This window comes from Streptomyces sp. NPDC048639 (assembly GCF_043199075.1).
Lineage (GTDB): Bacteria > Actinomycetota > Actinomycetes > Streptomycetales > Streptomycetaceae > Streptomyces.
On record NZ_JBICVP010000002.1, the window covers coordinates 700,244 to 724,605 of the forward strand.

At 69.4% G+C, this 24,362-nt stretch carries 19 protein-coding genes; 6 read left to right on the forward strand and 13 right to left on the reverse strand.

Annotation, left to right across the window (positions count from 1 at the left end; all coding sequences use genetic code 11):
• Nucleotides 1-75: 75 nt before the first annotated feature.
• Both pafA and ACGFNH_RS07450 read right to left on the reverse strand, forming a co-directional pair.
• On the reverse strand, nt 76-1,437 hold the full coding sequence (pafA, locus tag ACGFNH_RS07445) for a Pup--protein ligase (RefSeq protein WP_393652057.1): 1,362 nt from the start codon (nt 1,435-1,437) through the stop codon (nt 76-78).
• A gap of 9 nt (nt 1,438-1,446) precedes the next feature.
• The gene (locus ACGFNH_RS07450) at nt 1,447-2,706 is read right to left on the reverse strand and encodes an MFS transporter (protein ID WP_393652058.1); all 1,260 of its coding nucleotides are present in this window, start codon (nt 2,704-2,706) and stop codon (nt 1,447-1,449) included.
• Between the two features lie 138 nt (nt 2,707-2,844).
• Between ACGFNH_RS07450 and ACGFNH_RS07455 the strand changes: the two genes are divergently transcribed.
• Nucleotides 2,845-3,984, forward strand: coding sequence for a LacI family DNA-binding transcriptional regulator (locus tag ACGFNH_RS07455; RefSeq protein WP_393652059.1), 1,140 nt, complete (start codon nt 2,845-2,847; stop codon nt 3,982-3,984).
• A 280-nt stretch (nt 3,985-4,264) separates the two neighbouring features.
• On the opposite strand, the gene prcA is transcribed toward ACGFNH_RS07455, so the two are convergent.
• The 5 genes from prcA to arc all read right to left on the reverse strand — a co-directional run bounded on the left by prcA (nt 4,265) and on the right by arc (nt 9,918).
• A complete protein-coding gene (prcA, locus tag ACGFNH_RS07460) occupies nt 4,265-5,047 on the reverse strand; it encodes a proteasome subunit alpha (protein WP_393652060.1) in 783 nt (260 codons plus the stop codon).
• 55 nt (nt 5,048-5,102) lie between these two features.
• Nucleotides 5,103-5,948: a proteasome subunit beta gene (gene prcB / locus ACGFNH_RS07465; RefSeq protein WP_393652061.1), complete on the reverse strand. Its 846-nt coding sequence runs from the start codon at nt 5,946-5,948 to the stop codon at nt 5,103-5,105.
• Nucleotides 5,949-6,055: 107 nt separating this feature from the next.
• A complete protein-coding gene (locus tag ACGFNH_RS07470) occupies nt 6,056-6,274 on the reverse strand; it encodes a ubiquitin-like protein Pup (RefSeq protein WP_393652247.1) in 219 nt (72 codons plus the stop codon).
• Nucleotides 6,275-6,420: 146 nt separating this feature from the next.
• Nucleotides 6,421-7,932 carry a depupylase/deamidase Dop gene (dop, locus tag ACGFNH_RS07475; protein WP_393652062.1) on the reverse strand — a complete coding sequence of 504 codons (1,512 nt, stop codon included), beginning with the start codon at nt 7,930-7,932 and terminating at the stop codon, nt 6,421-6,423.
• 219 nt (nt 7,933-8,151) lie between these two features.
• On the reverse strand, nt 8,152-9,918 hold the full coding sequence (gene arc, locus ACGFNH_RS07480; protein WP_393652063.1) for a proteasome ATPase: 1,767 nt from the start codon (nt 9,916-9,918) through the stop codon (nt 8,152-8,154).
• A gap of 243 nt (nt 9,919-10,161) precedes the next feature.
• Between arc and ACGFNH_RS07485 the strand changes: the two genes are divergently transcribed.
• Entirely contained in the window at nt 10,162-10,464 is a 303-nt protein-coding gene (locus ACGFNH_RS07485) for a ferredoxin (RefSeq protein ID WP_393652064.1), read from the forward strand.
• 22 nt (nt 10,465-10,486) lie between these two features.
• Here ACGFNH_RS07485 and ACGFNH_RS07490 read toward each other — a convergent pair whose 3' ends face one another.
• The 3 genes from ACGFNH_RS07490 to ACGFNH_RS07500 all read right to left on the reverse strand — a co-directional run bounded on the left by ACGFNH_RS07490 (nt 10,487) and on the right by ACGFNH_RS07500 (nt 13,493).
• Complete coding sequence (locus tag ACGFNH_RS07490; RefSeq protein WP_393652065.1) at nt 10,487-11,077, reverse strand: hypothetical protein; 591 nt, start codon at nt 11,075-11,077, stop codon at nt 10,487-10,489.
• Between the two features lie 227 nt (nt 11,078-11,304).
• Nucleotides 11,305-12,210 carry a tRNA (adenine-N1)-methyltransferase gene (locus ACGFNH_RS07495; RefSeq protein WP_393652066.1) on the reverse strand — a complete coding sequence of 302 codons (906 nt, stop codon included), beginning with the start codon at nt 12,208-12,210 and terminating at the stop codon, nt 11,305-11,307.
• Between the two features lie 86 nt (nt 12,211-12,296).
• A complete protein-coding gene (locus tag ACGFNH_RS07500) occupies nt 12,297-13,493 on the reverse strand; it encodes a site-2 protease family protein (RefSeq protein ID WP_393652067.1) in 1,197 nt (398 codons plus the stop codon).
• A 155-nt stretch (nt 13,494-13,648) separates the two neighbouring features.
• On the opposite strand from ACGFNH_RS07500, the gene ACGFNH_RS07505 reads away from it, so the two are divergent.
• Both ACGFNH_RS07505 and ACGFNH_RS07510 read left to right on the forward strand, forming a co-directional pair.
• Nucleotides 13,649-14,779, forward strand: a complete 1,131-nt coding sequence (locus ACGFNH_RS07505; RefSeq protein ID WP_393652068.1) for a RecB family exonuclease — start codon at nt 13,649-13,651, stop codon at nt 14,777-14,779.
• Between the two features lie 29 nt (nt 14,780-14,808).
• Nucleotides 14,809-15,480, forward strand: a complete 672-nt coding sequence (locus tag ACGFNH_RS07510) for a response regulator (protein ID WP_393652069.1) — start codon at nt 14,809-14,811, stop codon at nt 15,478-15,480.
• Between the two features lie 189 nt (nt 15,481-15,669).
• On the opposite strand, the gene ACGFNH_RS07515 is transcribed toward ACGFNH_RS07510, so the two are convergent.
• The 3 genes from ACGFNH_RS07515 to metH form a co-directional block, all read right to left on the reverse strand.
• On the reverse strand, nt 15,670-17,274 hold the full coding sequence (locus ACGFNH_RS07515) for an ABC transporter substrate-binding protein (protein ID WP_393652070.1): 1,605 nt from the start codon (nt 17,272-17,274) through the stop codon (nt 15,670-15,672).
• Nucleotides 17,275-17,804: 530 nt separating this feature from the next.
• Nucleotides 17,805-18,509 carry an HAD family hydrolase gene (locus ACGFNH_RS07520; protein ID WP_393652071.1) on the reverse strand — a complete coding sequence of 235 codons (705 nt, stop codon included), beginning with the start codon at nt 18,507-18,509 and terminating at the stop codon, nt 17,805-17,807.
• 226 nt (nt 18,510-18,735) lie between these two features.
• A complete protein-coding gene (metH, locus tag ACGFNH_RS07525; RefSeq protein WP_393652072.1) occupies nt 18,736-22,245 on the reverse strand; it encodes a methionine synthase in 3,510 nt (1,169 codons plus the stop codon).
• Nucleotides 22,246-22,489: 244 nt separating this feature from the next.
• On the opposite strand from metH, the gene ACGFNH_RS07530 reads away from it, so the two are divergent.
• Both ACGFNH_RS07530 and ACGFNH_RS07535 read left to right on the forward strand, forming a co-directional pair.
• Nucleotides 22,490-23,254 carry an IclR family transcriptional regulator gene (locus ACGFNH_RS07530; RefSeq protein ID WP_393652073.1) on the forward strand — a complete coding sequence of 255 codons (765 nt, stop codon included), beginning with the start codon at nt 22,490-22,492 and terminating at the stop codon, nt 23,252-23,254.
• Nucleotides 23,255-23,574: 320 nt separating this feature from the next.
• Nucleotides 23,575-24,357: an MIP/aquaporin family protein gene (locus tag ACGFNH_RS07535; protein WP_393652074.1), complete on the forward strand. Its 783-nt coding sequence runs from the start codon at nt 23,575-23,577 to the stop codon at nt 24,355-24,357.
• The last annotated feature ends 5 nt before the right edge of the window (nt 24,358-24,362 follow it).

Below are 24,362 nucleotides of genomic sequence, written 5' to 3' on the forward strand. Positions count from 1 at the left end.
GTGCGCCGGAACCCTTCGGACTCCGGCGCACAGCCGCGGGTGTGTGCTGCATCACACCCAATCACAGGCAGTGGATCACATTCCGGCAATCAGCTTCTCCACACGGTCGTCGACGGACCGGAACGGGTCCTTGCACAGCACCGTGCGCTGCGCCTGATCGTTCAGCTTCAGGTGGACCCAGTCGACCGTGAAGTCACGGCGCTGCTCCTGCGCGCGACGGATGAAGTCACCGCGCAGCCGTGCACGCGTGGTCTGCGGCGGCACCGACTTGCCCTCGAAAATCTTCAAGTCGTTGCAGACTCTTGCCGCTTGGCCGCGCCGCTCCAGCAGGTAGTACAGGCCGCGGCGGCGGTGGATGTCGTGGTACGCGAGGTCTATCTGCGCCACACGTGGGTGGGACATGGTGATGTTGTTCTTGGCGCGGTAGCGCTCCAGCAGCTTGTACTTCATCACCCAGTCGATCTCGGTGTCGATCCGGTCCAGATCCTGGGTGCGGATGGCCTCCAGCGTCCGGCCCCAGAGCTCCAGGACCCGCTCGACCGTGCCGCTGACGATGCCGCGCCGCTCGCAGAAGTCGACTGCCTTCTCGTAGTACTCCTGCTGGACCTCGAGGGCGGAAGCCTCGCGTCCGCTGGCCAGCCGCACCTTCCGCTGGCCGGTGATGTCGTGACTGACCTCACGGATGGCCCGGATCGGGTTCTCCAGGGTGAGGTCGCGCATCACGGTACCCGCCTCGATCATGCGCAGGACGAGGTCGGTGGCGCCGACCTTGAGCAGCATGGTCGTCTCGGACATGTTGGAGTCGCCGACGATGACGTGGAGCCTGCGGTAGCGCTCGGCGTCGGCGTGCGGCTCGTCGCGGGTGTTGATGATGGGGCGGGAGCGGGTCGTGGCAGAGCTGACGCCCTCCCAGATGTGCTCCGCGCGCTGGCTGACGCAGTAGACGGCGCCGCGCGGCGTCTGCAGCACCTTGCCCGCGCCGCACAGCAGCTGGCGGGTGACCAGGAACGGAATGAGAATGTCCGCGAGCCGGGAGAACTCGCCGTGCCGCGCCACAAGGTAGTTCTCGTGGCAGCCGTAGGAGTTTCCGGCCGAGTCGGTGTTGTTCTTGAAGAGGTAGACGTCGCCTGCGATTCCCTCCTCGTGCAGGCGGCGTTCGGCGTCGACGAGCAGGCCCTCGAGAATGCGCTCGCCCGCCTTGTCGTGGGTGACCAGCTCGATCACGTTGTCGCACTCGGGTGTTGCGTATTCCGGGTGCGATCCCACGTCGAGGTAGAGGCGGGCGCCGTTGCGCAGGAAGACGTTGCTGCTGCGGCCCCAGGAGACGACTCGGCGGAAGAGGTAGCGCGCCACTTCGTCAGGTGACAGTCGGCGCTGTCCCCTGAACGTGCACGTGACGCCGTACTCGTTCTCCAGCCCGAAGATGCGGCGGTCCATGACTGAACATTACGCCTGATGGCCTGCTCCCAAACCGGGTTCCCGAGCAGCGTTTCGATCATTTTCCACCGGCGCCCCCGCACCGCTCTCCGGAGCGGGAACTGCGAGAACCCGCCGGGTGGCGAGAAGGACCAGCATCGCGGTGAGCCCACCGGCACCCGCGACGGCGAAACCCGCGCCCGTCCCGCTGAGCTCGACGGCGGGCCCGGCAACGGCCGTTCCGAGGGAGGCGCCCACGGTGAACGTCGTGACCAGCCACGAGAACGCCTCGGTGACCGTGCCTCTCGGCGCGTGCCGGTCGACGACGACGAACGCGCAGGCGAGGGCGGGCGCCAGGAACAGACCGGACAGCACGCTCAGTGCGGCCATCGGGACGGTGCCCGGGGTCAGCACGAGCGGCAGATAGCCGAGCGCCAGCAGGCCGATGAGGATGCGCAGCCGTCTCTCCGGGGCGCCGGTCCACTGCCGGGCCCCGTACGCCACCCCGCCGATCAGCGCGCCGAGGCCGAGACCGGCGAGCAGTACGCCGTAGACGGTGTCCCCACCGTGGTCGTCCGCGTATGCGAGGGCGGCCACGGTGATCGAGCCGAGCGCCATCCCGACGAACAAGAACGCGCCGAGGAGGGCGAGCAGGCCGGGCGAACGGAGCGCGCCGAGCCAGTGCGCCTCGCGCGGCGCCGAGCGCCAGGTACGCGACGGCGGCGAGACGACCACGGAGAGCGCGCCGAGCACACCGAGCACGTTGATCACCAGCAGCGCGGCGGCTTCGGACCAGACGGCGACCAGGAGCGTGACGAGCAGCGGTCCGACGGTGAACATCACCTCCTGCGCCACGGCGTCGAGCGCGTATGCGGTGTGGACGCGGTCCTCCCGCTTCAGCACGCTCGGCCACAGGGCCCGCAGGCCGCCCTCCAGGGGCGGGGTGAAGAAGCCGGCCATCAGCATCGCGGCGTACGCCACGGGGAGCGGCTCCAGGCCGACGGTCGCGAAGAGCGCCATGCCGAGGGCGGAGAGCACAGCTGCGGGAAGCATGACCCGGGGCTGCCCTCGGAGGTCCACGGCTCGCCCGAGCAGCGGCTGGCCGACGGCGGTGGCGAGGCCGTACACGGCGGCGAGCACACCGGCGAGGCTGTAACTGCCGCCTTCGGCGCGGGTGAAGAGCACGATGGCGATGTGCCCGGTGGCGTTCGGCAGCCTCCCGACCAGAGTCCCGGTGAGCAGGCGCGCCGCATGCCGCGCCCGTAGCAGCTCCGCGTAGCCGGAAGCCATGGACCCGCCCCCTTCCTCCGGCGCCCTTCGTACGGCACCGGGTTTTACGTATAACGTCGACCCGTCATACGTACCATGATGCTGTCCGCAGGTCCACCGGAAAGCCGAGGGGACTGCCGGATACCGGCGGGCCACGAGATGCGGCGGAGGCGCCACGTGAAGCACGACGAACCGTCACCCGGACGGGCGACGCGGCTCCGGACCGGCCGACGCGACCAGGGCGCCGAAGGGCCACAGCCCGGGAGCGCGGAGCAGGCCGCGGACGCCCCCACGGGCGTACGCACGACGAGCCGCGACGTGGCCCGGGCCGCCGGGGTCTCGCAGGCCACGGTCTCCCTCGTGCTCGGGGAGAAATGGCGCGGCCGGGTCTCCGAGCCCACGGCCGACGCGGTCCGCGCCGCCGCCGACCGGCTCGGCTACCGCCCCAATCTGGCCGCCCGCAATCTGCGGCTCGGCCGCACCCGGACGGCGCTGCTGGTGGTGCCGGCCCTGACGAACGAGTTCTTCGCCCGTGTCTACACGGGCGCCGCCCGCGTGGCCGCCGAGAACGGTTTTGGCGTGGTCCTCTACCCCTCCCCCGAGGGCGTGGGCCCGGCGCGGGACCCCTTCGACTCGGCCCGGGCCGCGCTGGACGGCGTGATCGCCTCCTCGATGGCCGCGGAAGCGCTCGCGGTCATGCGCGGGGGCGGCGGGCTGCCGCTGGTGATGCTGGACAGCGATCCCGCCGACACCGCTGCGGCGGCCACCGTGAACCTCGACATCGCGGGCGGTATGCGGCTGATGGCGGAGCACCTGCTCGCCCTCGGCCACCGGCGCTTCGTGCACATCGCCTCGGCCGTGGACTCCTGGACCTTCCGGGTACGGCATGCCGCCCTGGACGAGGTCATGCGGGCCGTCCCCGACGCGGTCGTGCGCCGCGAGTCCGCGGAACTGCAGGTGGACGCGGGGCGGCAGGCGGCCGAACACGCCCTCTCGCGCCCCGGACCGCGCCCCACGGCGCTGATCTGCGACGACGACATCCTCGCGGCCGGCGCCTGCAAGGCGGTACGGCGGCTCGGACTGCGGGTGCCGGAGGACGTCTCCGTCACCGGCTTCGACGACCTCGCGCTGGCGACGGCCGTGGAGCCGGAGCTGACGACCGTCCGGCTGCCTGCCGAGGAGGTGGGTGCGCGCGGGATGGCCGCGCTGCTGGCGGTGCTCGACGGGCGCGAGGCCGAGAGTGCCGCTGTGCCGGTGGAGTTGATGCGCCGCCGCTCGGCGGCTCGGGCCGCGTCCTGAGCCTCAGCAGGCCGGCGGGCAGGGCCTCGGGAGACGCAGTCTGGCGTCGCGGGACGCACGCGGGGCCTTCGGGAGAGGCAGTCGGGCATCGCGGGACGCACGCGGCGCTTCGGGAGACGCGCGCAGGGTCTCCCGTTCTCCCGTGCAATGCGGGGCAGGCTTCGCACCCCGCACGCGGGTCCGCGGACAGCTCACCGGGTCTTCGCGAAGCGTCCCGCGCCCCGTCCGGCAGTTTCCGAACGGGGCGCGGGACCATGCACCAAGGGAGTTGCGGGCCGGGCTACTGCTCCGTCTCCGAACCCGCGTCCCCCTCGAGCTCGACATCCTCGACAGCATCCGTCGGTGAGGACTCCTCCGCGCTGCTCTCCGACCCCAGGAGCCGGGCCAGCCGGCTCCTGACCACGCGCTGGAACTTGCGCTTCTGCGGCCGCGTACGGTCCAGGACCGCGACCTCGAGCTGATCCGCCGTCAACTGCCGCTCCCCGCCGTTGCTGTCGCGGGAGAGCGCCTGGACGGCGAGCTCGATCGCCTCGGAGAGGGTCATCCCCTCGCGGTGGCGCTGACCGAGGAAGCTGCTGATCTGTTCCGCGTTGCCGCCGACCGCGACGGAGCCGTGCTCGTCGACGATCGACCCGTCGTGCGGGAGGCGGTAGATCTGGTCGCCCTCGGGGGACTCGCCCACTTCGGCGACGACCAGCTCCACCTCGTACGGCTTCTCGCCGGCGCTGGAGAAGATGGTGCCCAGCGTCTGCGCGTAGACGTTCGCCAGTCCGCGAGCGGTGACGTCCTCCCGGTCGTAGGTGTAGCCGCGCAGGTCGGCGTAGCGGACACCGCCGATCCGCAGGTTCTCGTACTCGTTGTACTTGCCCGCCGCCGCGAACGCGATGCGGTCGTAGATCTCGCTGAACTTGTGCAGCGCACGGGACGGGTTCTCGCCGACGAACACGATGCCGTCGGTGAATTGCAGTACGACGAGGCTTCGGCCGCGCGCGATGCCTTTGCGGGCGTACTCGGCGCGGTCGGCCATGGCCTGCTGGGGTGAGACATAGAACGGCGTCGACACCGGCTATCCGTCCCTTTCTGTCAGTGACAAGGTCATTCCGCGGGTCGCCGTCGCCTCAGAGCAGCGCGGCCCGGGGGCCGTCCGGCTCCTCGAGCCGACGCTCGTGGATGGCGCGGACGATCTCGGAGGACTCGGGTTCCGTGAGCCTCCGGAAGCCCTTGTCGGTGATGACCGTGACGAGCGGGTAGATACGGCGAGCCATGTCGGGGCCGCCCGTCGCCGAGTCGTCGTCTGCCGCGTCGTACAGCGCCTGGACGACCAGGGTGGTGGCCTGCTCCTCCGTCAGGTCCTCGCGGTAGAGCTTCTTGAGGGAGCCGCGGGCGAAGACCGAGCCGGAGCCGGTCGCCGCGAACCCGTGCTCCTCGGAGCGCCCACCGGTCACGTCGTACGAGAAGATCCGGCCCTTCTCGCGGTCGACGTCCCAGCCTGCGAAGAGCGGAACGATGGCCAGGCCCTGGAGGGCCATCCCCAGGTTCCCGCGGATCATGGTCGACAGCCGGTTCGCCTTGCCCTCCAGGGAGAGCTGGGCACCCTCGACCTTCTCGAAGTGCTCCAGTTCGAGTTGGAAGAGCTTGACCATCTCGACCGCGAGACCGGCCGTCCCGGCGATGCCCACCGCCGAGTACTCGTCGGCAGGGAAGACCTTCTCGATGTCGCGCTGCGCGATGATGTTGCCCATCGTGGCGCGGCGGTCACCGGCCAGGACCACGCCTCCGGGGAACGTCGTGGCGACGATCGTCGTGCCGTGCGGCGCCTCGATCGCGCCGTGAACCGGCGGCAGGGGCCGGTTGCCCGGCAGGAGTTCCGGCGAATGGTCGCCCAGGAAGTCCATGAACGAAGCGGAGCCTGGCGTCAGGAAGGCATTCGGCAGGCGCCCTGTGCTGCGAGTATTGGCTTCCACGCGGTTCCTTCCACAAGATCTTGGTCTGCACGGGACCTTACCCAGGGCCGTGAATGTCATCCGTCCCGCGCCCCCTCCGAGAGGACGCGGGACGGATGCCAACGGTCTTACTGACCGCCCTTCTGTACAAAAGACCGAACGAAGTCCTCTGCGTTCTCCTCGAGGACGTCGTCGATCTCGTCGAGGACGGAGTCCACGTCGTCCGACAGCTGCTCCTGTCGCTCCTTGAGGTCTTCGGAGGCCTGTGCGTCCTGCGCGGTCTCCTCGACCTCCTCCGTGGAGCGCGTCGCCTTCTGCTGGCCTCCGCCGGTGTCCTTGGTCGCCATATCCCTCACCCCGCTCGGTTCGCCCGACACAGATCGATCGGTCAAGATCAGACCCTACAACCGGGGTCCGACATCGGCCCTGTAGTTGCTGCAACGTCTGTGGGCCACTCCGATGATTCCCGCATCGGCACCGTTTCAGCCGCGAATCAGCCACCGGACAGCACGCGTACCAGGTCTTCTGCGGTGCGGCAGCGGTCGAGGAGCTCCTTGACGTGGTTGCGGGTGCCGCGCAGGGGCTCCAGCGTGGGAACCCGCTGCAGGGAGTCACGGCCCGGCAGATCGAAGATGACCGAGTCCCACGAGGCGGCAGCGACGTCGTCCGCGTACTGCTCCAGGCACCGGCCGCGGAAGTAGGCCCGGGTGTCCTCAGGCGGGTTCGTACGGGCCTTCTCGACCGCGTCCTCGTCCAGCAGCCGCTTGATCCGGCCCCGGGCCGCCAGACGGTTGTACAGGCCCTTGTCGGCGCGCACGTCCGCGTACTGCAGGTCGACGAGATGCAGCCGGGCCGCGTCCCAGTCCAGCCCGTCACGCCGCCGGTAGCCCTCCAGCAGTTCCCGCTTGGCCACCCAGTCCAGCTCGTTCGCCAGACTCATGGGATCGCGCTCCAGGCGGTTGAGTACGTCCTCCCACCGGGTGAGGACGTCCACGGTCTGCTCGTCGGCGTCGGCCCCGTACCGGTCCTCGACGTACTTGCGGGCCAGCTCGAAGTACTCCATCTGGAGCTGTACGGCGGTGAGTGTCCGGCCGCTGCGGAGCGTGATCAGAGAGGTGAGGGACGGGTCGTGCGAGACCTGGTGCAACGTGCGGACGGGCTGATCGACGGCCAGGTCGACGGCGATGAAGCCGTCCTCGATCATGGAGAGCACCAACGAGGTGGTACCGAGCTTGAGGTACGTGGAGATCTCGGAGAGGTTGGCGTCCCCGATGATCACGTGCAGCCTGCGGTATTTCTCGGCGTCCGCGTGCGGCTCGTCCCGGGTGTTGATGATGGGCCGCTTGAGCGTCGTCTCCAGCCCCACCTCCACCTCGAAGTAGTCGGCGCGCTGGCTGAGCTGGAAGCCGTGGTCGTGGCCGTCCTGGCCGATGCCGACCCGGCCGGCGCCCGTGATGACCTGGCGCGAGACGAAGAACGGGGTCAGGTGCCGCACGATGTCGGAGAACGGCGTCTCCCGCTTCATCAGGTAATTCTCGTGCGTGCCGTAGGAGGCGCCCTTGTTGTCGGTGTTGTTCTTGTAGAGGTGAATCGGCTGGGCGCCGGGGACCTGGCCGGCCCGCTCGGCGGCCTCGGCCATGATGCGTTCGCCGGCCTTGTCCCAGAGCACGGCGTCACGCGGATTTGTCACCTCGGGGGCGCTGTACTCCGGATGGGCATGGTCGACGTACAGCCGGGCGCCATTCGTGAGAATCACATTCGCCAGACCGATGTCCTCGTCGGTGAGCTGGCTGGTGTCCGCGGACTCACGGGCGAGGTCGAAGCCGCGGGCGTCCCGCAGCGGATTCTCCTCCTCGAAATCCCAGCGGGCGCGGCGCGCCCGGTGCATCGCCGCCGCATAAGCGTTGACGACCTGGGACGAGGTGAGCATGGCATTGGCGTTCGGGTGACCGGGGACGGAGATCCCGTACTCCGTCTCGATACCCATTACTCGCCGTACGGTCATGCGGCCCTCCTTGCCCGGCGCTGCCCCCCGGATGGGGTGAGCGCTCAAGTACCGCTTCTTCTCGATGCGTATGCGGTGCGCCCGACCTCGCACTGCGCCGAGACTCGGCGGTACCGAAGAGCCTAGAACGCCGATGCGGTCACTGGGAGATCATTCTCACCGAAAACGCACCCGGCTGCGGACGCCCCCGGCCAGGGGCATCCGCAGCCGGACTGCCATTTACAGGTACTGGCCGGTGTTTGCCACCGTGTCGATGGACCGACCGGTGTCCGCGCCCTGCTTTCCGGTGACAAGGGTGCGGATGAAGACGATCCGCTCGCCCTTCTTTCCGGAGATCCGGGCCCAGTCGTCCGGGTTGGTGGTGTTCGGCAGGTCCTCGTTCTCCTTGAACTCGTCCACACAAGCGGCGAGCAGATGGGAGACCCGCAGACCCTTCTGGTTATGGTCCAGGAATGCCTTGATGGCCATCTTCTTCGCCCGGTCCACAATGTTCTGGATCATGGCGCCGGAATTGAAGTCCTTGAAATACAGGACTTCCTTGTCGCCATTCGCGTATGTGACCTCGAGGAAGCGGTTCTCTTCGGTTTCCGCGTACATCTGCTCGACGACCGACTGGATCATGCCGTCGACCGCGGCTTCCTTCGAGCCGTTGTGCTCCGACAGGTCGTCGGCATGCAGTGGCAGCTTCGGGACCAGGTACTTCGCGAAGATGTCCTTGGCAGCCTCCGCGTCCGGACGCTCGATCTTGATCTTCACATCGAGACGGCCGGGCCGCAGGATCGCCGGGTCGATCATGTCCTCACGGTTCGAGGCACCGATGACGATCACGTTCTCGAGACCCTCGACACCGTCGATCTCCGCGAGGAGCTGCGGAACGATGGTGTTCTCCACGTCCGAGCTGACACCGGAGCCTCGGGTACGGAAGAGGGACTCCATCTCGTCGAAGAAGACGATCACGGGGGTGCCCTCGCTCGCCTTCTCACGAGCGCGCTGGAAGACCAGGCGGATGTGCCGCTCGGTCTCGCCCACGTACTTGTTGAGGAGCTCGGGGCCCTTGATGTTCAGGAAGTAGCTCTTGCCGGCGGGCTGCCCGGTCACCTCGGCGACCTTCTTGGCAAGGGAGTTGGCAACGGCCTTGGCGATCAGCGTCTTGCCGCAGCCGGGCGGACCGTAGAGCAGCACGCCCTTGGGCGGCCGCAGTTCGTGCTCCTTGAACAGGTCCGGGTAGAGGTACGGCAGCTCGACCGCGTCCCTGATCAGCTCGATCTGGTTCCCCAGACCGCCGATCCGCTCGTAGTCGATGTCCGGGACCTCTTCGAGGACCAGCTCCTCGACCTCGCTCTTGGGCACGACCTCGTAGACGTAGCCGGAGCGGGGCTCGAGCAGGAGGGCGTCGCCGGACCGGATGGTGGCGTCCAGGAGCGGCTCGGCGAGCCGCACCACCTTCTCCTCGTCGGTGTGCCCGACCACCAGGGCGCGCTCGCCGTCCTCGAGGATCTCCTTGAGGGTGACGATCTCCCCGGCACGCTCGAATTCCATGGCCTCGACCACGTTGAGCGCCTCGTTGAGCATGACCTCCTGGCCACGCTGGAGCTCATCGAGCTCGACGCTCGGGCTGACATTCACGCGGAGCTTCCGGCCTCCCGTGAAAATGTCGGCCGTTCCGTCCTCGTTCGCCTGCAGGAATACCCCGAAGCCTGCCGGCGGCTGGGCGAGCCGGTCGACCTCCTCCTTGAGGGCCACGATCTGGTCCCGCGCCTCACGCAGCGTGTTGGCAAGTCGTTCGTTCTGCGCTGAGACTCCGGCCAGATTGGTCTGCAGCTCGACGATCCGCTCTTCGAGAATCCTCGTATGACGCGGAGAGTCGGCGAGCTTGCGCCGCAGGACGGCGATCTCCTGCTCGAGATAGGCAACCTGTCCCGCCGGGTCCTCTGGACCACGTCCGGGCCGGATGCCGCGGTTGATGTCGTCGTCGTGGGCTGCCACGGTCCTCACCTCCTCCAAGGGGAGCTGGACGCTTCCTGACCCTACCTGTGCAGGTGCGGGTTGAAACCCCTAGATCACAAAGACGGTCGGGGTGTGTCTGATCTTCACCCTTGCGTACGTCCCCACGCCAGTGGCTTACCCACCCAACAACATCCGAAAGCGAGCGGTTGTATCGTCGAGTCGGTCAACACCCGTCAGGGTTGGCTTCATTTGGTCCGCATAGGCACAGGAACGGCAGGGGAGATGTCCGCACAGAACGAGGCACTGGAAGTGTGGATCGACCAGGACCTGTGCACCGGTGACGGCATCTGCGCGCAGTACGCGCCCGAGGTCTTCGAGCTCGACATCGACGGCCTGGCCTATGTGAAGGGACCGGCTGCGGAGGACGAAGAGGGCGAGCTCCTCGCGGAGCCCGGTGCCACAACGCCCGTCCCGCTCCCGCTGCTCCAGGACGTCGTCGACTCCGCAAAGGAGTGTCCCGGCGACTGTATTCATGTACGTCGGATTTCGGACAAAATTGAAGTCTACGGCCCCGACGCCGAATGACGAAGCGACCTTGAGTGACGCCTCAGACACTCCCCGCGACGGGGAGGGCGCTGAGCCTGAACTTCCCCTCGCGCCACCGCCATTCGACCTTCCGCTGCTGATCCGGGCAGCACCTCGGCACGTCCTTTGACGAGTAGCCGAGCAGGGTCGCCGAGACCGTACGGCCGCGGACGGCGAAGTCCGACACGTTCATGCCTTCCTTCGGGTCGAGGAAGGTCTCCACGATCCGCGGGGAGCCCTTGCCCGAGGCCGGGTGGGCCAGCACGTAGATGCCGTTGGGCGGGGTGCCGAAGCCGGCCTTGCAGCGCACCACGGCGACCGTCTCCTCGCGGCCGTCGCCGTCGAGGTCGCCCGAGCCCTGGCGTACGACCTCCACCCTCTCCGGCCCGCAATCGACCGGGTACTCCGCCTTCTCCGGATCGGGGCCGCCCCGCGGCAGCGGTTCGGCCGGCCGGGACGGGGCCGAGGCGCCCGCCGGAGGCTTGGCCACGGCGTCGGCCGGCTGCAGCAGCGCCGAGCCGCCCACGACGGCGGCGAGCGCCGCGGCGGTGGTGACCCAGTGCACGAGGCGGGCGCGGGTGTGCGGGAGGTCCTGGCCTGCAGAGGGCTGCACGCGGGTTGTCTCCTGTGAAAGCTGAGGCGACGGGGGGTGGCCAGCATCGTGCCACATCTCACACCCGGCCGGAACGACCGGGTGCCCGCGCGTACGGTGCCCCCGCACACAGCACCGCCGCCGGGCCTCCCGGGCGGGAAGTCGGCGGCGGCGCTTGGGTGTTGTGGGTGTGACCGGGGCTGCTCAGCGGATCGGGCGAACCGGCCGGCCGGGCTCCGCCGCTGGATTCACTCGGCTCGGGAGCCGCTGCCGCTGCCCGGACCCGTGTAGTCGTCGCCGTACGCGCCCTTTGCGGGCCGGCGGCGGCGCAGCGGCGGCTCGACGCCGTCGGCGAGGCGGCGGGCGGTCAGCAGGAACCCGGTGTGGCCGATCATCCGGTGGTCGGGGCGTACGGCGAGGCCCTCGACGTGCCAGGTGCGCACCATGGTCTCCCACGCGGTCGGCTCGTTGAACGTGCCGTGCTCGCGGATCTCCTCGACCGTGCGAGCGAGCTGGGTCGTGGTGGCCACGTACGCGCAGAGGATGCCGCCGGGGACGAGCGCCTTGGAGACGGCCTCCAGGCACTCCCACGGTGCGAGCATGTCGAGGATGACACGGTCGACATCGGCGTCGGAGAGGTTGTCCTGGAGGTCGCCGACGGTGAGCTGCCACGCGGGATGCTCACCGCCGAAGTAGCGGCGGACGTTCTGGGCGGCGATCTCGGCGAAGTCGGCCCGGCGCTCGTAGGAGTGCAGCATGCCCTGGTCGCCGACGGCACGCAGCAGGAACATGCTGAGCGAGCCCGATCCCACCCCCGCCTCGACGACGCGCGCGCCGGGGAAGATGTCGGCCATCGCCAGGATCTGCCCCGCGTCCTTGGGGTAGACCACGGCAGCGCCGCGCGGCATGGACAGGACGTAGTCGGGGAGCAGGGGACGCAGCGCGAGGTAGGCGACGTTCCCCGTGGTACGGACAACACTTCCCTCGGGAGCACCGATCAGCTCGTCGTGGGGGAAGGCTCCCTTATGGGTGTGGAAGCTCTTCCCTGCCTCGAGCGTGAAGGTGTAGTGGCGTCCCTTGGGGTCGGTGAGCTGGACCTGGTCCCCGACCTGGAAGGGCCCGCGACGGCGGGCGGCACCGGTCGGTTCGGACATGCGAACAGGGTACCGGGCTGGTTGACCGCCCCCGTACCCACGGTGTCCGGCCGCGCACGCGGGTCCGGCCGCCGAGGGGGCGGACGTTACGAGGAGGGCCGCGCCATCGCCGCGACGAACGCCCGCTCGACATCGGCGGTGGACAGCACCCCGTAGATCTCGCCCGTCTCCTCCACCACCAGGTACTCGGTCGCGGGGGTGGTGCGGAGGGTGTCCAGCAGTTCCTCGCCCGACAGTTCCGCGGAGACCCGCATGCCCGGCTTGAGCTCCTGGGACAAGCCGCTGACGGCCACCCAGGGACGCCGGTGCTCGGGGACCCCCGCGATGGCCGCCTCCCGGACGACCGCCATCGGCTGACCCTGTCCGTCGACGACGACGAGGGCGCGGGCGCCCGCCTCGTTCGCCCGGCGCAGCGCCTCCGAGAGCGGGGTGTCGGACTGGACGGGCACGGCACGCCGGGTGAGCGCCCGGGCCCGCAGGTCCGGCAGGTGCTCACGGAGCCGGGCCATGCGCAGGCTGTTGCCCGCACCGGTCCAGATGATCGCCGCGAGGATGGCGGCCAGCAGCGCGTCCATGATGGTGTCGACGCCGCTGATCTCCTCGGTGTTCCGGCCCAGCAGGCCCGTCTGGGTGACCAGCGGCAGGCCGATCAGGACGGTGACGGCGAGGGCACGGCCCGTCCAGGCGGCGGCGATGGTCCCCGTCATGGGCCTGCCGCTGATCTTCCAGACCACGGCGCGCAGCATCCTGCCGCCGTCGAGCGGCAGTCCGGGCAGCAGGTTGAACGCAGCCACGATCAGGTTGGAGATCATCAGCCCCGCGAGCAGTACACCGGGGACGGTGCCGGGCTCGACGGACTGCATCGCGAGGTAGAAGACGCCGGAGAGGACCAGGGAGAGCAGCGGTCCGACGAAGGCGAGGACGAACTCCCGGCCGGGGGTCTCGGACTCCTTCTCGATCTCCGACACACCGCCGAAGAACTGGAGCTGGATGCGGCGCACCGGCAGCTTGAAGCGGAGTGCGGCGACGACATGGGCCAGTTCGTGGACGAGCACGGAGCCGTAGAAGGCGACCGCGAAGAACAGCGAGACGAGGTAGCGCAGGCCGCCGAGTTCGGGCAGGACACGCCCGAGCTGCTCGCCGAAGACCCAAGTGATGAGGGCGGCGACCAGGAACCAGCTCGGGGCGACGTAGACCGGCACGCCGAAGGGACGGCCCATCAGGAGACCGCCGCCGCTCTCGCGGGGGCGCTGCGGCTTCCCGCTCTCGCCGCTCTCGTCCACGGTGTCAGGTGTCCCCTCGTGTGAAAACCGCCCGTTCACGGCCCTGGCTCCGCTGCGCGTCGGCTTCGTGCGATCCCACGATCATGCAGGGCGAGGGCTCCTGACGTCGATGGTATGCGGCTTGGTGTCAGTGACGGGCCATAGGGTCGTGAGCCATGGGAACCAGCACCGATGCGCCCGGCACGGCGACACCCGGCGAGGACCCCGCCGCCGTGGAGCCCGGAGTCGTCAAGCCCGGCGAGGAGGCCGGGGGCGAAGAGTCCGGGGGCGAGGGCCCCGCCGCGGGGCGGCCCGCGTCGCTGTCGCCGTCGCGCGCCTCGGACTTCATGACCTGCCCGCTCCTTTACCGCTTTCGGGTGATCGACCGGCTCCCGGAGAAGCCGAGCGAGGCGGCGACGCGCGGGACGCTGGTCCACGCGGTACTGGAGAGGCTCTTCGACGATCCGGCGGTGGACCGCACGGCGCAGCGGGCCCGCGCGATGGTCGCGGGCGAGTGGGAGCGGCTGCTGGAGGCCCGTCCGGAGCTGGCGGAGCTCTTCGGCGGGACGGATCCGGGGGACGGGAGCGGCGGTGCGGCCGGGGACGGCGACGGGGCCCCGACAACAGAGGGTGGCGGAACACCGGAGGCCGGGGGCGGCGAAGCCGGTGACGCCGCGAGCCAAGGCGCCGGGAACCCGCCTGCGGGCGGCCCAGCCGCCCGGGAGGTTCGTACCGCCCCGGGCCCGGCGGAGCGCCTCACGCAGTGGCTGCGCGAGGCCGAGCGGCTCGTGGAGCGGTGGTTCACGCTGGAGGATCCGACGCGTCTGGAGCCCGCGGAGCGCGAGTTGTTCGTCGAGACGGAGCTCGAGTCGGGTCTGACCCTGCGCGGCATCATCGACCGGGTCGACGTGGCACCGACCGGCGACGTACGGATCGTCGACTACAAGACCGGCAAGGCGCCGCGTCCCGAGTACGCCTCCGGTGCGCTGTTCCAGATGAAGTTCTACGCGCTGGTGCTGTGGCGGCTGCGCGGCGCGGTCCCCCGCCGCCTCCAGCTCGTCTACCTCGGCAGCGGCGACGTGCTGACCTATGACCCGGTGGAGGACGACCTCCGGGCCGTCGAGCGCAAGCTGCACGCCCTCTGGGAGGCGATCAAGCGTGCGACCGAGACCGGCGACTGGCGGCCCCGCCCGAGCAAGCTGTGCGACTGGTGCGACCACCAGGCCTTCTGCCCGGAGTTCGGTGGCACTCCCCCGACCTACCCGCTTCCTGTGATTCCGGTGCAGGGCAGAATGGAGCAGGCTTAGCCGAACCGCCGACGAATTCGAGGTGCCTTGTGGCGATCCGCGTTCTCCTGGTCGACGACCAGCCGCTGCTGCGCACCGGCTTCCGGATGATCCTGGAGGCCGAGCAGGACCTCGCCGTCGTCGGTGAGGCCGGCGACGGCCTGCAGGCGCTGGACCAGGTGCGGGCCCTGCAGCCCGACGTGGTGCTGATGGACATCCGGATGCCGCGGATGGACGGCGTCGAGGCCACCCGTCAGATCACCGGCCCCGGGCGGGACGGCCCTGCGAAGGTGCTGGTACTGACCACCTTCGACCTCGACGAGTACGTGGTCGAGGCGCTGCGGGCGGGAGCCAGCGGCTTTCTGCTCAAGGACGCCCCGGCGAATGAGCTGGTGCAGGCGATCCGGGTGGTGGCTTCGGGCGAGGCGATGCTGGCGCCGAGCATCACGCGGCGGCTGCTCGACAAGTACGCCGGGCAACTCCCGTCGGGCGACGAGCCGGTGCCGGACGCGCTGAACACGCTCACCGAGCGCGAGCTCGAGGTGCTCAAGCTGGTCGCGCGGGGTCTGTCGAACGCGGAGATCGCCGCGGAACTGTTCGTGAGCGAGACGACGGTCAAGACACACGTCGGGCACGTCCTGACGAAGCTGGGCCTGCGGGACCGGGTGCAGGCGGCGGTCTACGCGTACGAGAGCGGACTGGTGCGCCCCGGCGCGCAGTGAGGCACCGGAGCGCCCCTCTCACGCACTCTCAGGCCCGCGTTGGGCATGGCGCGCCCCTCACGCGGTACCGGGCCCGCCGCCCTTCACGCGGTCCAAGCCCTGTCCCTCATGCCGCGCGCAGACGCGGAACGCGCCCCCGACGGGACTCCGTCGGGGGCGCGTTCCGCGTCGAAACCGTGCCGCCCGGCGTCAGGCGGAGATCCCCCGGCCCAGCTCCCAGAGCTGAAGCACCGACGAGGAGTTGAGCGCCCACTCGACGCCCCTGATGTCGTCGCGCGCGGCCACGTACTGCTTGCCCTGCCACAGGGGCAGGACGGGCACGTCATCGGCCACGATGTCCTGCGCCTTCTCGAAGTCCTCGGCCGCCGCGGTCCGCTGCGCCTGCTGCCGCGTCTGCGGAATCAGCTGGGTGCGGATCGTGTCGTTGCGGTACGGGCTGTTGAGGAAGTTGTCCTTGGCGAAGAACGGGTCGATGAAGTTGTCCGGGTCCGGGAAATCGGGGAACCAGCCCATGCCGTAGGCGGCGTACTCACGGTTGGACTGGGCCGGGCGGAACGTCTTCCACGGCACGCCCTTGATCGACACATCGAACAGGCCGCTGCGGTTGAGCTGCGCCTGGAGCGCCTTGAACTCCTTGGCGGTGGCAGACCCGTAGTGGTCGGTGGTGTAGGTGAGTTTGAGGTCCACCGGGGTGTCGACGCCGCTTTCGCGCAGCGTCTTGCGCGCCTCGGTCACGTCCGGCTCGCCGTACTTGTTGAAGAACGAGTTGACGTGCGAGCCGACGCTGGAGGGGACGATCGAGTAGAGCGGCTCGGCGGTGCGCTCGTACACATCGCGGACCAGGGCCTGACGGTCCACCACCTGAGCGATGGCCTGGCGCACGGCCTTCTTGCCCGTGGTCGAGTCGTCGGTGTCGAAGGCCAGGTAGCGGATCTCCTGGCCCGGCATCTCCTTGAGCTCGATCTTCTCGGAGGTGCCGCGCTCCAGCCGGTCGACCTGCTCCGGCGACATGGTGCGCGTCATCAGGTCGATCGTGCCCTTCTGCAGGGCCTTCTCCATGGGGCCCGAGTCGGAATAGAACCGCATCTCGACCTTGTCGTTCTTCAGCTTCAGATTCCCCTGGTAATTGGGGTTCTTCTCGAAGACCGCGGAGACGACCTCGCCCTTCTTCTCCTGGGTCTTGATGGTGTACGGCCCGGAGCCGTCGATCGCGAAGCCTTCCCGCAGCTTCGTCCCCTCGTACGAGTCCTTGTCGACGATCGCCGCGGCCGGAGTGGCCAGCTTGTGCGGAAAGGTCGCGTCCGGGGACTTCAGATGGAAGACGATCTCGGTCTCGCTCGGGGTCTCGACCGTGTCGATGTTGGCGAGCAGGGAGACCGGACCGTTGGGGTTCTTGATCGACAGGGTGCGCTCGACGGAGAACTTCACGTCCTCGGAGGTGAGGTCGTTGCCGTTGGCGAACTTCATGCCGCCGTGCAGCGTGCAGCGGTACGACTCGTTCTTCTGATCGGAGAAGCCGCACTTCTCGGCCGCCTCCGGCGCCGGGTCGCCGCCCGAGCGGGGCAGGGCCATCAGCGTCTGGAAGGTGTTGCGCAGGATGTTCCAGGCGCCCGCCTCATAGGCGAGGGCCGGGTCGAAGGGCGCCGGGTAGTCGGACGTGCTGACGAACGCGTCCGTGGTGCCTATGACGATGGGCCTACCGTCGCCGCTCGCCTCGTCCGAACCGCCGCACGCTGCGAGAACGGGAGCCAGCAGACCCAGTACGGCCGGCATCACCAAGGTCTTGCGATTCATCGTCGGCGGTCTCCTGCTGAAGCGTCGATTCCCGGACCATACCGACGAATGGTTACTGGTCACAGGGATGCGTCAAAGGTTCTCGCGACGAGATTAGTGCGCGGTGCCAGACAGGCCGGAACACAACGAAGTTGAGGCAGTATCACGCATCGATAACGGGCATCGGCAGCCCCCGATCCGACTACGGATCGAATCACCCAGCAATGCATCAATAGGGACAGATGGGTGCGCGTTCAGACCCTTGGGGCCCGCCGGGAGCAGATCACCGAAATACTGTCGACGCGGGGGCATGTGATAAACGTCACGTACTGAATTCGAACCTGTGGAGCGCATTCGCCGTCGCGATGATCATGGCCGTACGCGACGAGGCAGTATGCGCACCCGCACCCCCGAGCGGGCGCCGTTCCTGAACGGCCGCTGTTCCTGAGCGGTCGCTGTTCCTGAGCGGTCGCTGTTCCTGAGCGGTCGCTGTTTCCGGGCGGATGGAATTCCCGAGCGGACATGCCTCCCGGGCGTACGGCGTGCCCGGCTCAGTTCGCTTCGGCCACGAGCCTCTGGAGGAAGGGCAGGGTCACGTCCTCGAGCGAGGGGACGACGACCCGCCCCTCGGCGGGCTCGATCGGGACCACTGACGGCACGGCCACCACCCGGCAGCCCGCCGCCTCGGCCGCGGCCACACCGGTCGCCGTGTCCTCCACGACGGCACAGCGGGTGGGGTCGGCGCCGAGCCCGGCCGCAGCCAGCAGATACGGGTCGGGGTGCGGCTTCGTACGGACCACCTCGTCCCCGGCGATGGTGAGGGCGAAGTGGTCCGGGCCGATCGACTTGAGCACCCGGTCGATGATCCGCCGATGCGAGGCGGAGACCAGGGCGGCAGGAATCCGGTGCTCGGCGAGCTCGGCCAGGAGCCGGCCGGCACCCGGCATCAGCGGCACACCGCGGTCCACCAGTTCCTCGAACCGTGCATTGAGCAGGGAGGACAGGGCCGGAAGCGTGATGTCCGCGCCGGTGGCCTGGATCAGGTAGGACGCACTGCGCGTCATGGGCCCGCCGACCACCACCTCCCGGTGCTCCTCGCCGAGCTCATGGCCGAGCTCGGCGAAGATCTCGCACTCCGTCTCCCACCAGAAACCCTCCGTGTCCACGAGAGTGCCGTCCATGTCGAGGAGCACGGCTTGCAGGGCGGAGCCCTCCGCCGGCCGTGTGTCGTCGAGTGCGGGGATGATGCTGGTCATCCGTGCTCCTCTCCTCGTGAATGCCCCCGGAGGGACAAAGTGGCCGGCCGCCGCCCCCGGAAGGGCGCCGACCGGCCTGTACCGGACCGACCATTGTACGACGATCCTGACTACTGAGCGTTTTTTCTCCGCGGCGGGTCACGACACGAGGGAATGCCCTACCGCGAGGAGGCGTCCCGGCACCGCGATCATTCGAAGCCACCGGAATTCACCGGGGCCGACCGCCTCAGCGGGCGTTGAAGTACTTCGCCTCCGGGTGGTGGATCACGATCGCATCGGTGGACTGCTCCGGGTGGAGCTGGAACTCCTCGGAGAGCTCCACCCCGATCCGCTCCGGCTGGAGAAGCTCCGCGATCTTCGCCCGGTCCTCCAGGTCGGGGCAGGCGCCGTAGCCCAGGGAGAACCGCGCGCCGCGGTACTTCAGCGCGAACATGTCCTCCATCGCCTCCGGGTCCTCCCCCGCGAAGCCCAGCTCGGTGCGGACCCGCGCGTGCCAGTACTCGGCGAGGGCCTCGGCCAGCTGGACGGAGAGGCCGTGCAGCTCCAGGTAGTCGCGGTAGGAGTCGGCGGCGAACAGCTCGGCCGTGGCCTCGCCGATCTTCGACCCGACGGTGACGACCTGGAGCCCGACCACATCGGTCTCCCCGGACTCCTCCGGCCGGAAGAAGTCGGCCAGGCACAGCCGCCGGCCGCGGCGCTGGCGCGGGAAGGTGAAACGGGTGCGCTCCGAGCCGTCCTCGTTCAGCAGGATGAGGTCGTCGCCCTTGGAGTGGCAGGGGAAGTAGCCGTGGACGACGGCCGCCTCCAGCAGGTTCTCGGTGTGCAGCTTGTCCAGCCAGCCGCGCAGCCGCGGGCGGCCCTCGCTCTCCACCAGCTCCTCGTACGTGGGCCCGTCGCCCGTACGGGACTGCTTCAGGCCCCACTGGCCCTTGAACAGGGCGCCCTCGTCCAGCCACGAGGCGTAGTCGGCGACCTGGATGCCCTTGACGACCTTGGTGCCCCAGAACGGCGGCTCCGGGACGGGATTGTCGGTGGACACGTCGGACCGTACGGCACCCTCGTCCGGGTCGGGCTCGCTGACCTGGAGGTCGCGCTTGGGCACCCGGCGCTGCTTGAGCTCGGGCAGGGTGGCGCCGGGTACGCCGCGCTTGACCGCGATGAGGGCGTCCATCAGGCGCAGGCCCTCGAAGGCGTCGCGGGCGTAGCGGACCTCGCCCTCGTAGATCTCGTGGAGGTCCTGCTCGACGTACGCGCGGGTGAGGGCGGCGCCGCCGAGGATCACCGGGAAGTCGGCCGCCATCTTGCGCTGGTTCAGCTCCTCCAGGTTCTCCTTCATGATCACGGTGGACTTCACCAGCAGGCCGGACATGCCGATGACGTCCGCGCGGTGCTCCTCCGCGGCCTCCAGGATCGCCGAGACCGGCTGCTTGATGCCCAGGTTGACGACGTTGTAGCCGTTGTTGGACAGGATGATGTCGACCAGGTTCTTGCCGATGTCGTGGACGTCGCCGCGGACCGTGGCGAGCACGATCGTGCCCTTGCCCTCGTCGTCGGACTTCTCCATGTGCGGTTCGAGGTGGGCGACCGCGGTCTTCATGACCTCGGCGGACTGGAGGACGAACGGCAGCTGCATCTGGCCGGAGCCGAAGAGCTCGCCGACGACCTTCATGCCCGCCAGCAGCGTGTCGTTGACGATCTCCAGGGCGGGGCGGCTCTCCAGGGCCTCGTCGAGGTCGGCCTCCAGGCCGTTGCGCTCGCCGTCGATGATCCGGCGCTGCAGGCGCTCGTCCAGCGGGAGGGCGGCCAGTTCCTCGGCCCTGCCCTCCTTCATGGACTTGGTGTTCACGCCCTCGAAGAGCGCCATGAGCTTCTGCAGCGGGTCGTAGCCCTCGCTGCGCCGGTCGTATACGAGGTCGAGGGCGACCTTGACCTGCTCCTCGTCGAGCCGGGCGATCGGAAGGATCTTGCTCGCGTGCACGATCGCCGAGTCCAGGCCGGCCTTGACGCACTCGTCGAGGAAGACGGAGTTCAGCACGATCCGGGCGGCCGGATTGAGGCCGAAGGAGATGTTGGACAGGCCGAGCGTGGTCTGCACGTCCGGGTGGAGGCGCTTGAGTTCGCGGATCGCCTCGATGGTGGCGATCCCGTCCCCGCGGGATTCCTCCTGGCCGGTGCAGATGGTGAAGGTCAGACAGTCGATGAGGATGTCCGACTCGTGCACGCCCCAGTTGGTGGTGAGGTCGGTGATCAGGCGCTCGGCGATGGCGACCTTGTTCTCGACGGTGCGGGCCTGGCCCTCCTCGTCGATGGTCAGCGCGATCAGCGCGGCGCCGTGCTCCACGGCGAGCCGGGTGACGCGGGCGAAACGCGACTCCGGGCCGTCCCCGTCCTCGTAGTTGACCGAGTTGATCACCGCGCGGCCGCCGAGCTTCTCCAGGCCGGCCTGGATCACGTCGACCTCGGTGGAGTCGAGCACGATCGGCAGAGTGGAGGCGGTGGCGAAGCGGCCGGCCAGCTCCTGCATGTCGGCGACGCCGTCGCGGCCCACGTAGTCCACGCAGAGGTCGAGCAGGTGGGCGCCCTCGCGGATCTGGTCGCGGGCCATCTCGACGCAGTCGTCCCAGCGGCCGTCGAGCATGGCCTCGCGGAACTTCTTGCTGCCGTTGGCGTTCGTCCGCTCGCCGATGGCCAGGTACGAGGTGTCCTGGCGGAACGGGACGGTCTGGTAGAGCGAGGCGGCGCCGGGCTCGGGGCGCGGGCTGCGCTCCGTGGGCGCCATGTCGCGGACGCGCTCGACGACCTGCCGCAGATGCTCGGGGGTCGTACCGCAGCAGCCGCCGACGAGGGAGAGCCCGTACTCGCGGACGAACGTCTCCTGGGCGTCGGCGAGTTCGCCGGCGGTGAGGGGGTAGTGCGCGCCGTTCTTGCCGAGCACGGGAAGACCCGCGTTCGGCATGCACGACAGCGGGACGCGCGAGTGGCGGGCGAGGTAGCGCAGGTGCTCGCTCATCTCCGCGGGACCCGTGGCGCAGTTCATCCCGATCATGTCGATGCCCAGCGGCTCCAGCGCGGTGAGCGCGGCACCGATCTCCGAGCCCAGGAGCATCGTGCCGGTGGTCTCGACGGTCACCGAGCAGATCAGCGGCAGGTCGGCGCCGAGCGCCTCCAGCGCACGGCGGGCGCCGATGACCGATGCCTTGGTCTGCAGGAGGTCCTGGGTGGTCTCCACCAGCAGCGCGTCCGCGCCTCCGGCGATCAGCCCTTCGGCGTTCTCCTGGTAGGCGTCGCGCAGCACCGTGTACGGGGCGTGGCCCAGCGTCGGCAGCTTCGTGCCGGGGCCCATGGATCCCAGCACCCAGCGGTCGCGGCTGTCGCGGGCTGTGAAGGTGTCGGCGGTCTCACGGGCGATCCGGGCGCCCGCCTCGGCGAGTTCGAAGATCCTGTCGGCGATGTCGTACTCGGCCAACGCGGCGAAATTGGTGCCGAAGGTATTGGTCCCTACGCAGTCCACGCCGGCCGCGAAGTACTCCTCGTGCACGGAGGCCACGATGTCGGGGCGGGTGACGTTGAGGATCTCATTGCAGCCTTCGAGCTGCTGGAAGTCCTCCATGCTCGGGTCCTGTGCCTGGAGCATGGTGCCCATGGCCCCATCGGCCACGACGACGCGGGAGGCGAGCGCCTCCCGCAGTGCTCGGGCCCGGTCGGTGACGGCGGACGATGGCTCGTACGAGGCCATGGAGACGCTCCCTGGAGTGCGACGGCTGTCGGCTTTGCGCCCCCCGGTGGGAGGGCGCACGCCGCCAGGGTAACTGTCGGCGACGTGCCGGGCTCGGGGTATTCCACGAGGCGGACAGGTGCGGTACGGGCCGGACGGGTGAGATCACGCCGTGACAGACCGACACACAGGGTGGTACCACCAGGTCGGCAAAGGCCGATAGTGTTCAGCATTGTCGAACCCTGTGGTTGGAGGAGGTTGCCCGATGGCCCGGTCGATCCAGTCGCTCGAGCGAGCGGCTGCGATGCTGAGGCTGCTCGCCGGTGGCGAGCGCAGGCTCGGACTGTCCGATGTGGCGGCCTCATTGGGGCTGGCCAAGGGGACGGCGCACGGCATTCTGCGCACTCTGCAGCAGGAGGGGTTCGTCGAGCAGGACCCCGTTTCCGGTCGCTATCAGCTCGGCGCCGAGCTGCTGCGCCTGGGCAACAGCTATCTGGACGTCCACGAGCTGCGCGCCCGCGCCCTGGTCTGGACGGATGACCTGGCCCGGTCCAGCGGGGAGAGTGTCTACCTGGGCGTTCTGCACCAGCAGGGCGTTCTGATCGTGCATCACGTCTTCCGCCCCGACGACAGCCGCCAGGTGCTGGAGGTCGGCGCCATGCAGCCGCTGCACAGCACGGCGCTAGGCAAGGTCCTCTCCGCCTACGACCCGGTGGCGCACAGCGAGGTGGCCGAGGGCGCCCGCAAGTCGTTCACCGCCCGTACGGTCACCGGACTCGAGGACTTCGAGGGCATTCTCGACCTCACCCGCGCCCGGGGCTGGGCTTCCGATGTCGAGGAGACCTGGGAGGGCGTGGCCTCGCTCGCGGCCCCCATCCACGACCGTCGGCGCATGCCGGTGGGCGCGGTCGCCGTCACCGGGGCGGTGGAGCGGGTCTGTGAGGACGGCGCACTGCGGCCGGCGCTGGTCGCGGCGGTACGGGACTGCGCCCGCGCGGTCTCGCGCGACCTGGGCGCCGGCCGTTTCTGACGCTCCGGCCGTCCGCTCCCCCGCTCGACCGCGTCTGCGTCCACGCTCCGCCCACCCGCGTCCACGCTCCGCCACCAGGCGTTTTCACTTCTCGCGGTCACGCTTGGACAACGGATCGAAGTCACGGCGACACCGCTATTGACGCGGTAGTGGCGGTGAAGAAAACTGCCGTTCGCCGGTCGGCATTGTCGAACACCAGCCGATAACTTCGCTATGGTGTCCGCGGCGGCGGACCGGTCACCGCCCTCACCCGAGGGCGCGGGCCGCGGGTGGGACTCCGCCGGCCCGCCTTCCCCTGGACGAAGGACAAGGAGTCGCTGGTGTCCACCTCCGACATCTTCTTCGGCGAGACCATAGGTACCGCCGTGCTCATCCTGCTCGGTGCCGGCGTGGTCGCCGGCGTTGTCCTGAAGCGCTCGAAGGCGCTGAACGCCGGCTGGGTCGCCATCACCTTCGGGTGGGGCTTCGCCGTCCTCGCCGGCGCATACATATCCGCCCCGCTCTCCGGTGCGCACCTCAACCCCGCAGTCACCCTCGGCATCGCCATCACCAGCGGTGAGTGGGGCGACGTCCCGGTCTACTTCGCCGGCCAGATGGTCGGCGCGATGCTCGGTGCCCTCCTCGCCTGGCTCGCGTACGCCGGCCAGTTCCAGGCCCACCTCACCGACCCCGAGATCGTCGCCAGGAAGGACGAGGAGGGCCTCGTCGACAAGTCCGTGGCCCCGTCCGCCGGTCCCGTCCTCGGCGTCTTCTCCACCGGCCCGGAGATCCGCAACCCGGTGCAGAACCTGCTCACCGAGATCATCGGCACCGCCACCCTCGTCCTCCTGATCCTCACCACCGGTCTCACCAAGGGCCTTGCCGTCTCCGGCACCGGCATCCTCATCGTCGCGCTGACCGTCGTCGGCATCGGCCTCTCGCTCGGCGGCCCCACGGGCTACGCGATCAACCCGGCGCGCGACCTCGGCCCGCGTATCGTGCACGCGCTGCTGCCGCTGCCGAACAAGGGCGGCTCCGACTGGAGCTACGCCTGGATCCCGATCGTCGGTCCGCTGCTCGGCGGCGCCCTCGCGGGCCTCGTCTACGAGCTCGCCTTCGCCTGAGCCCG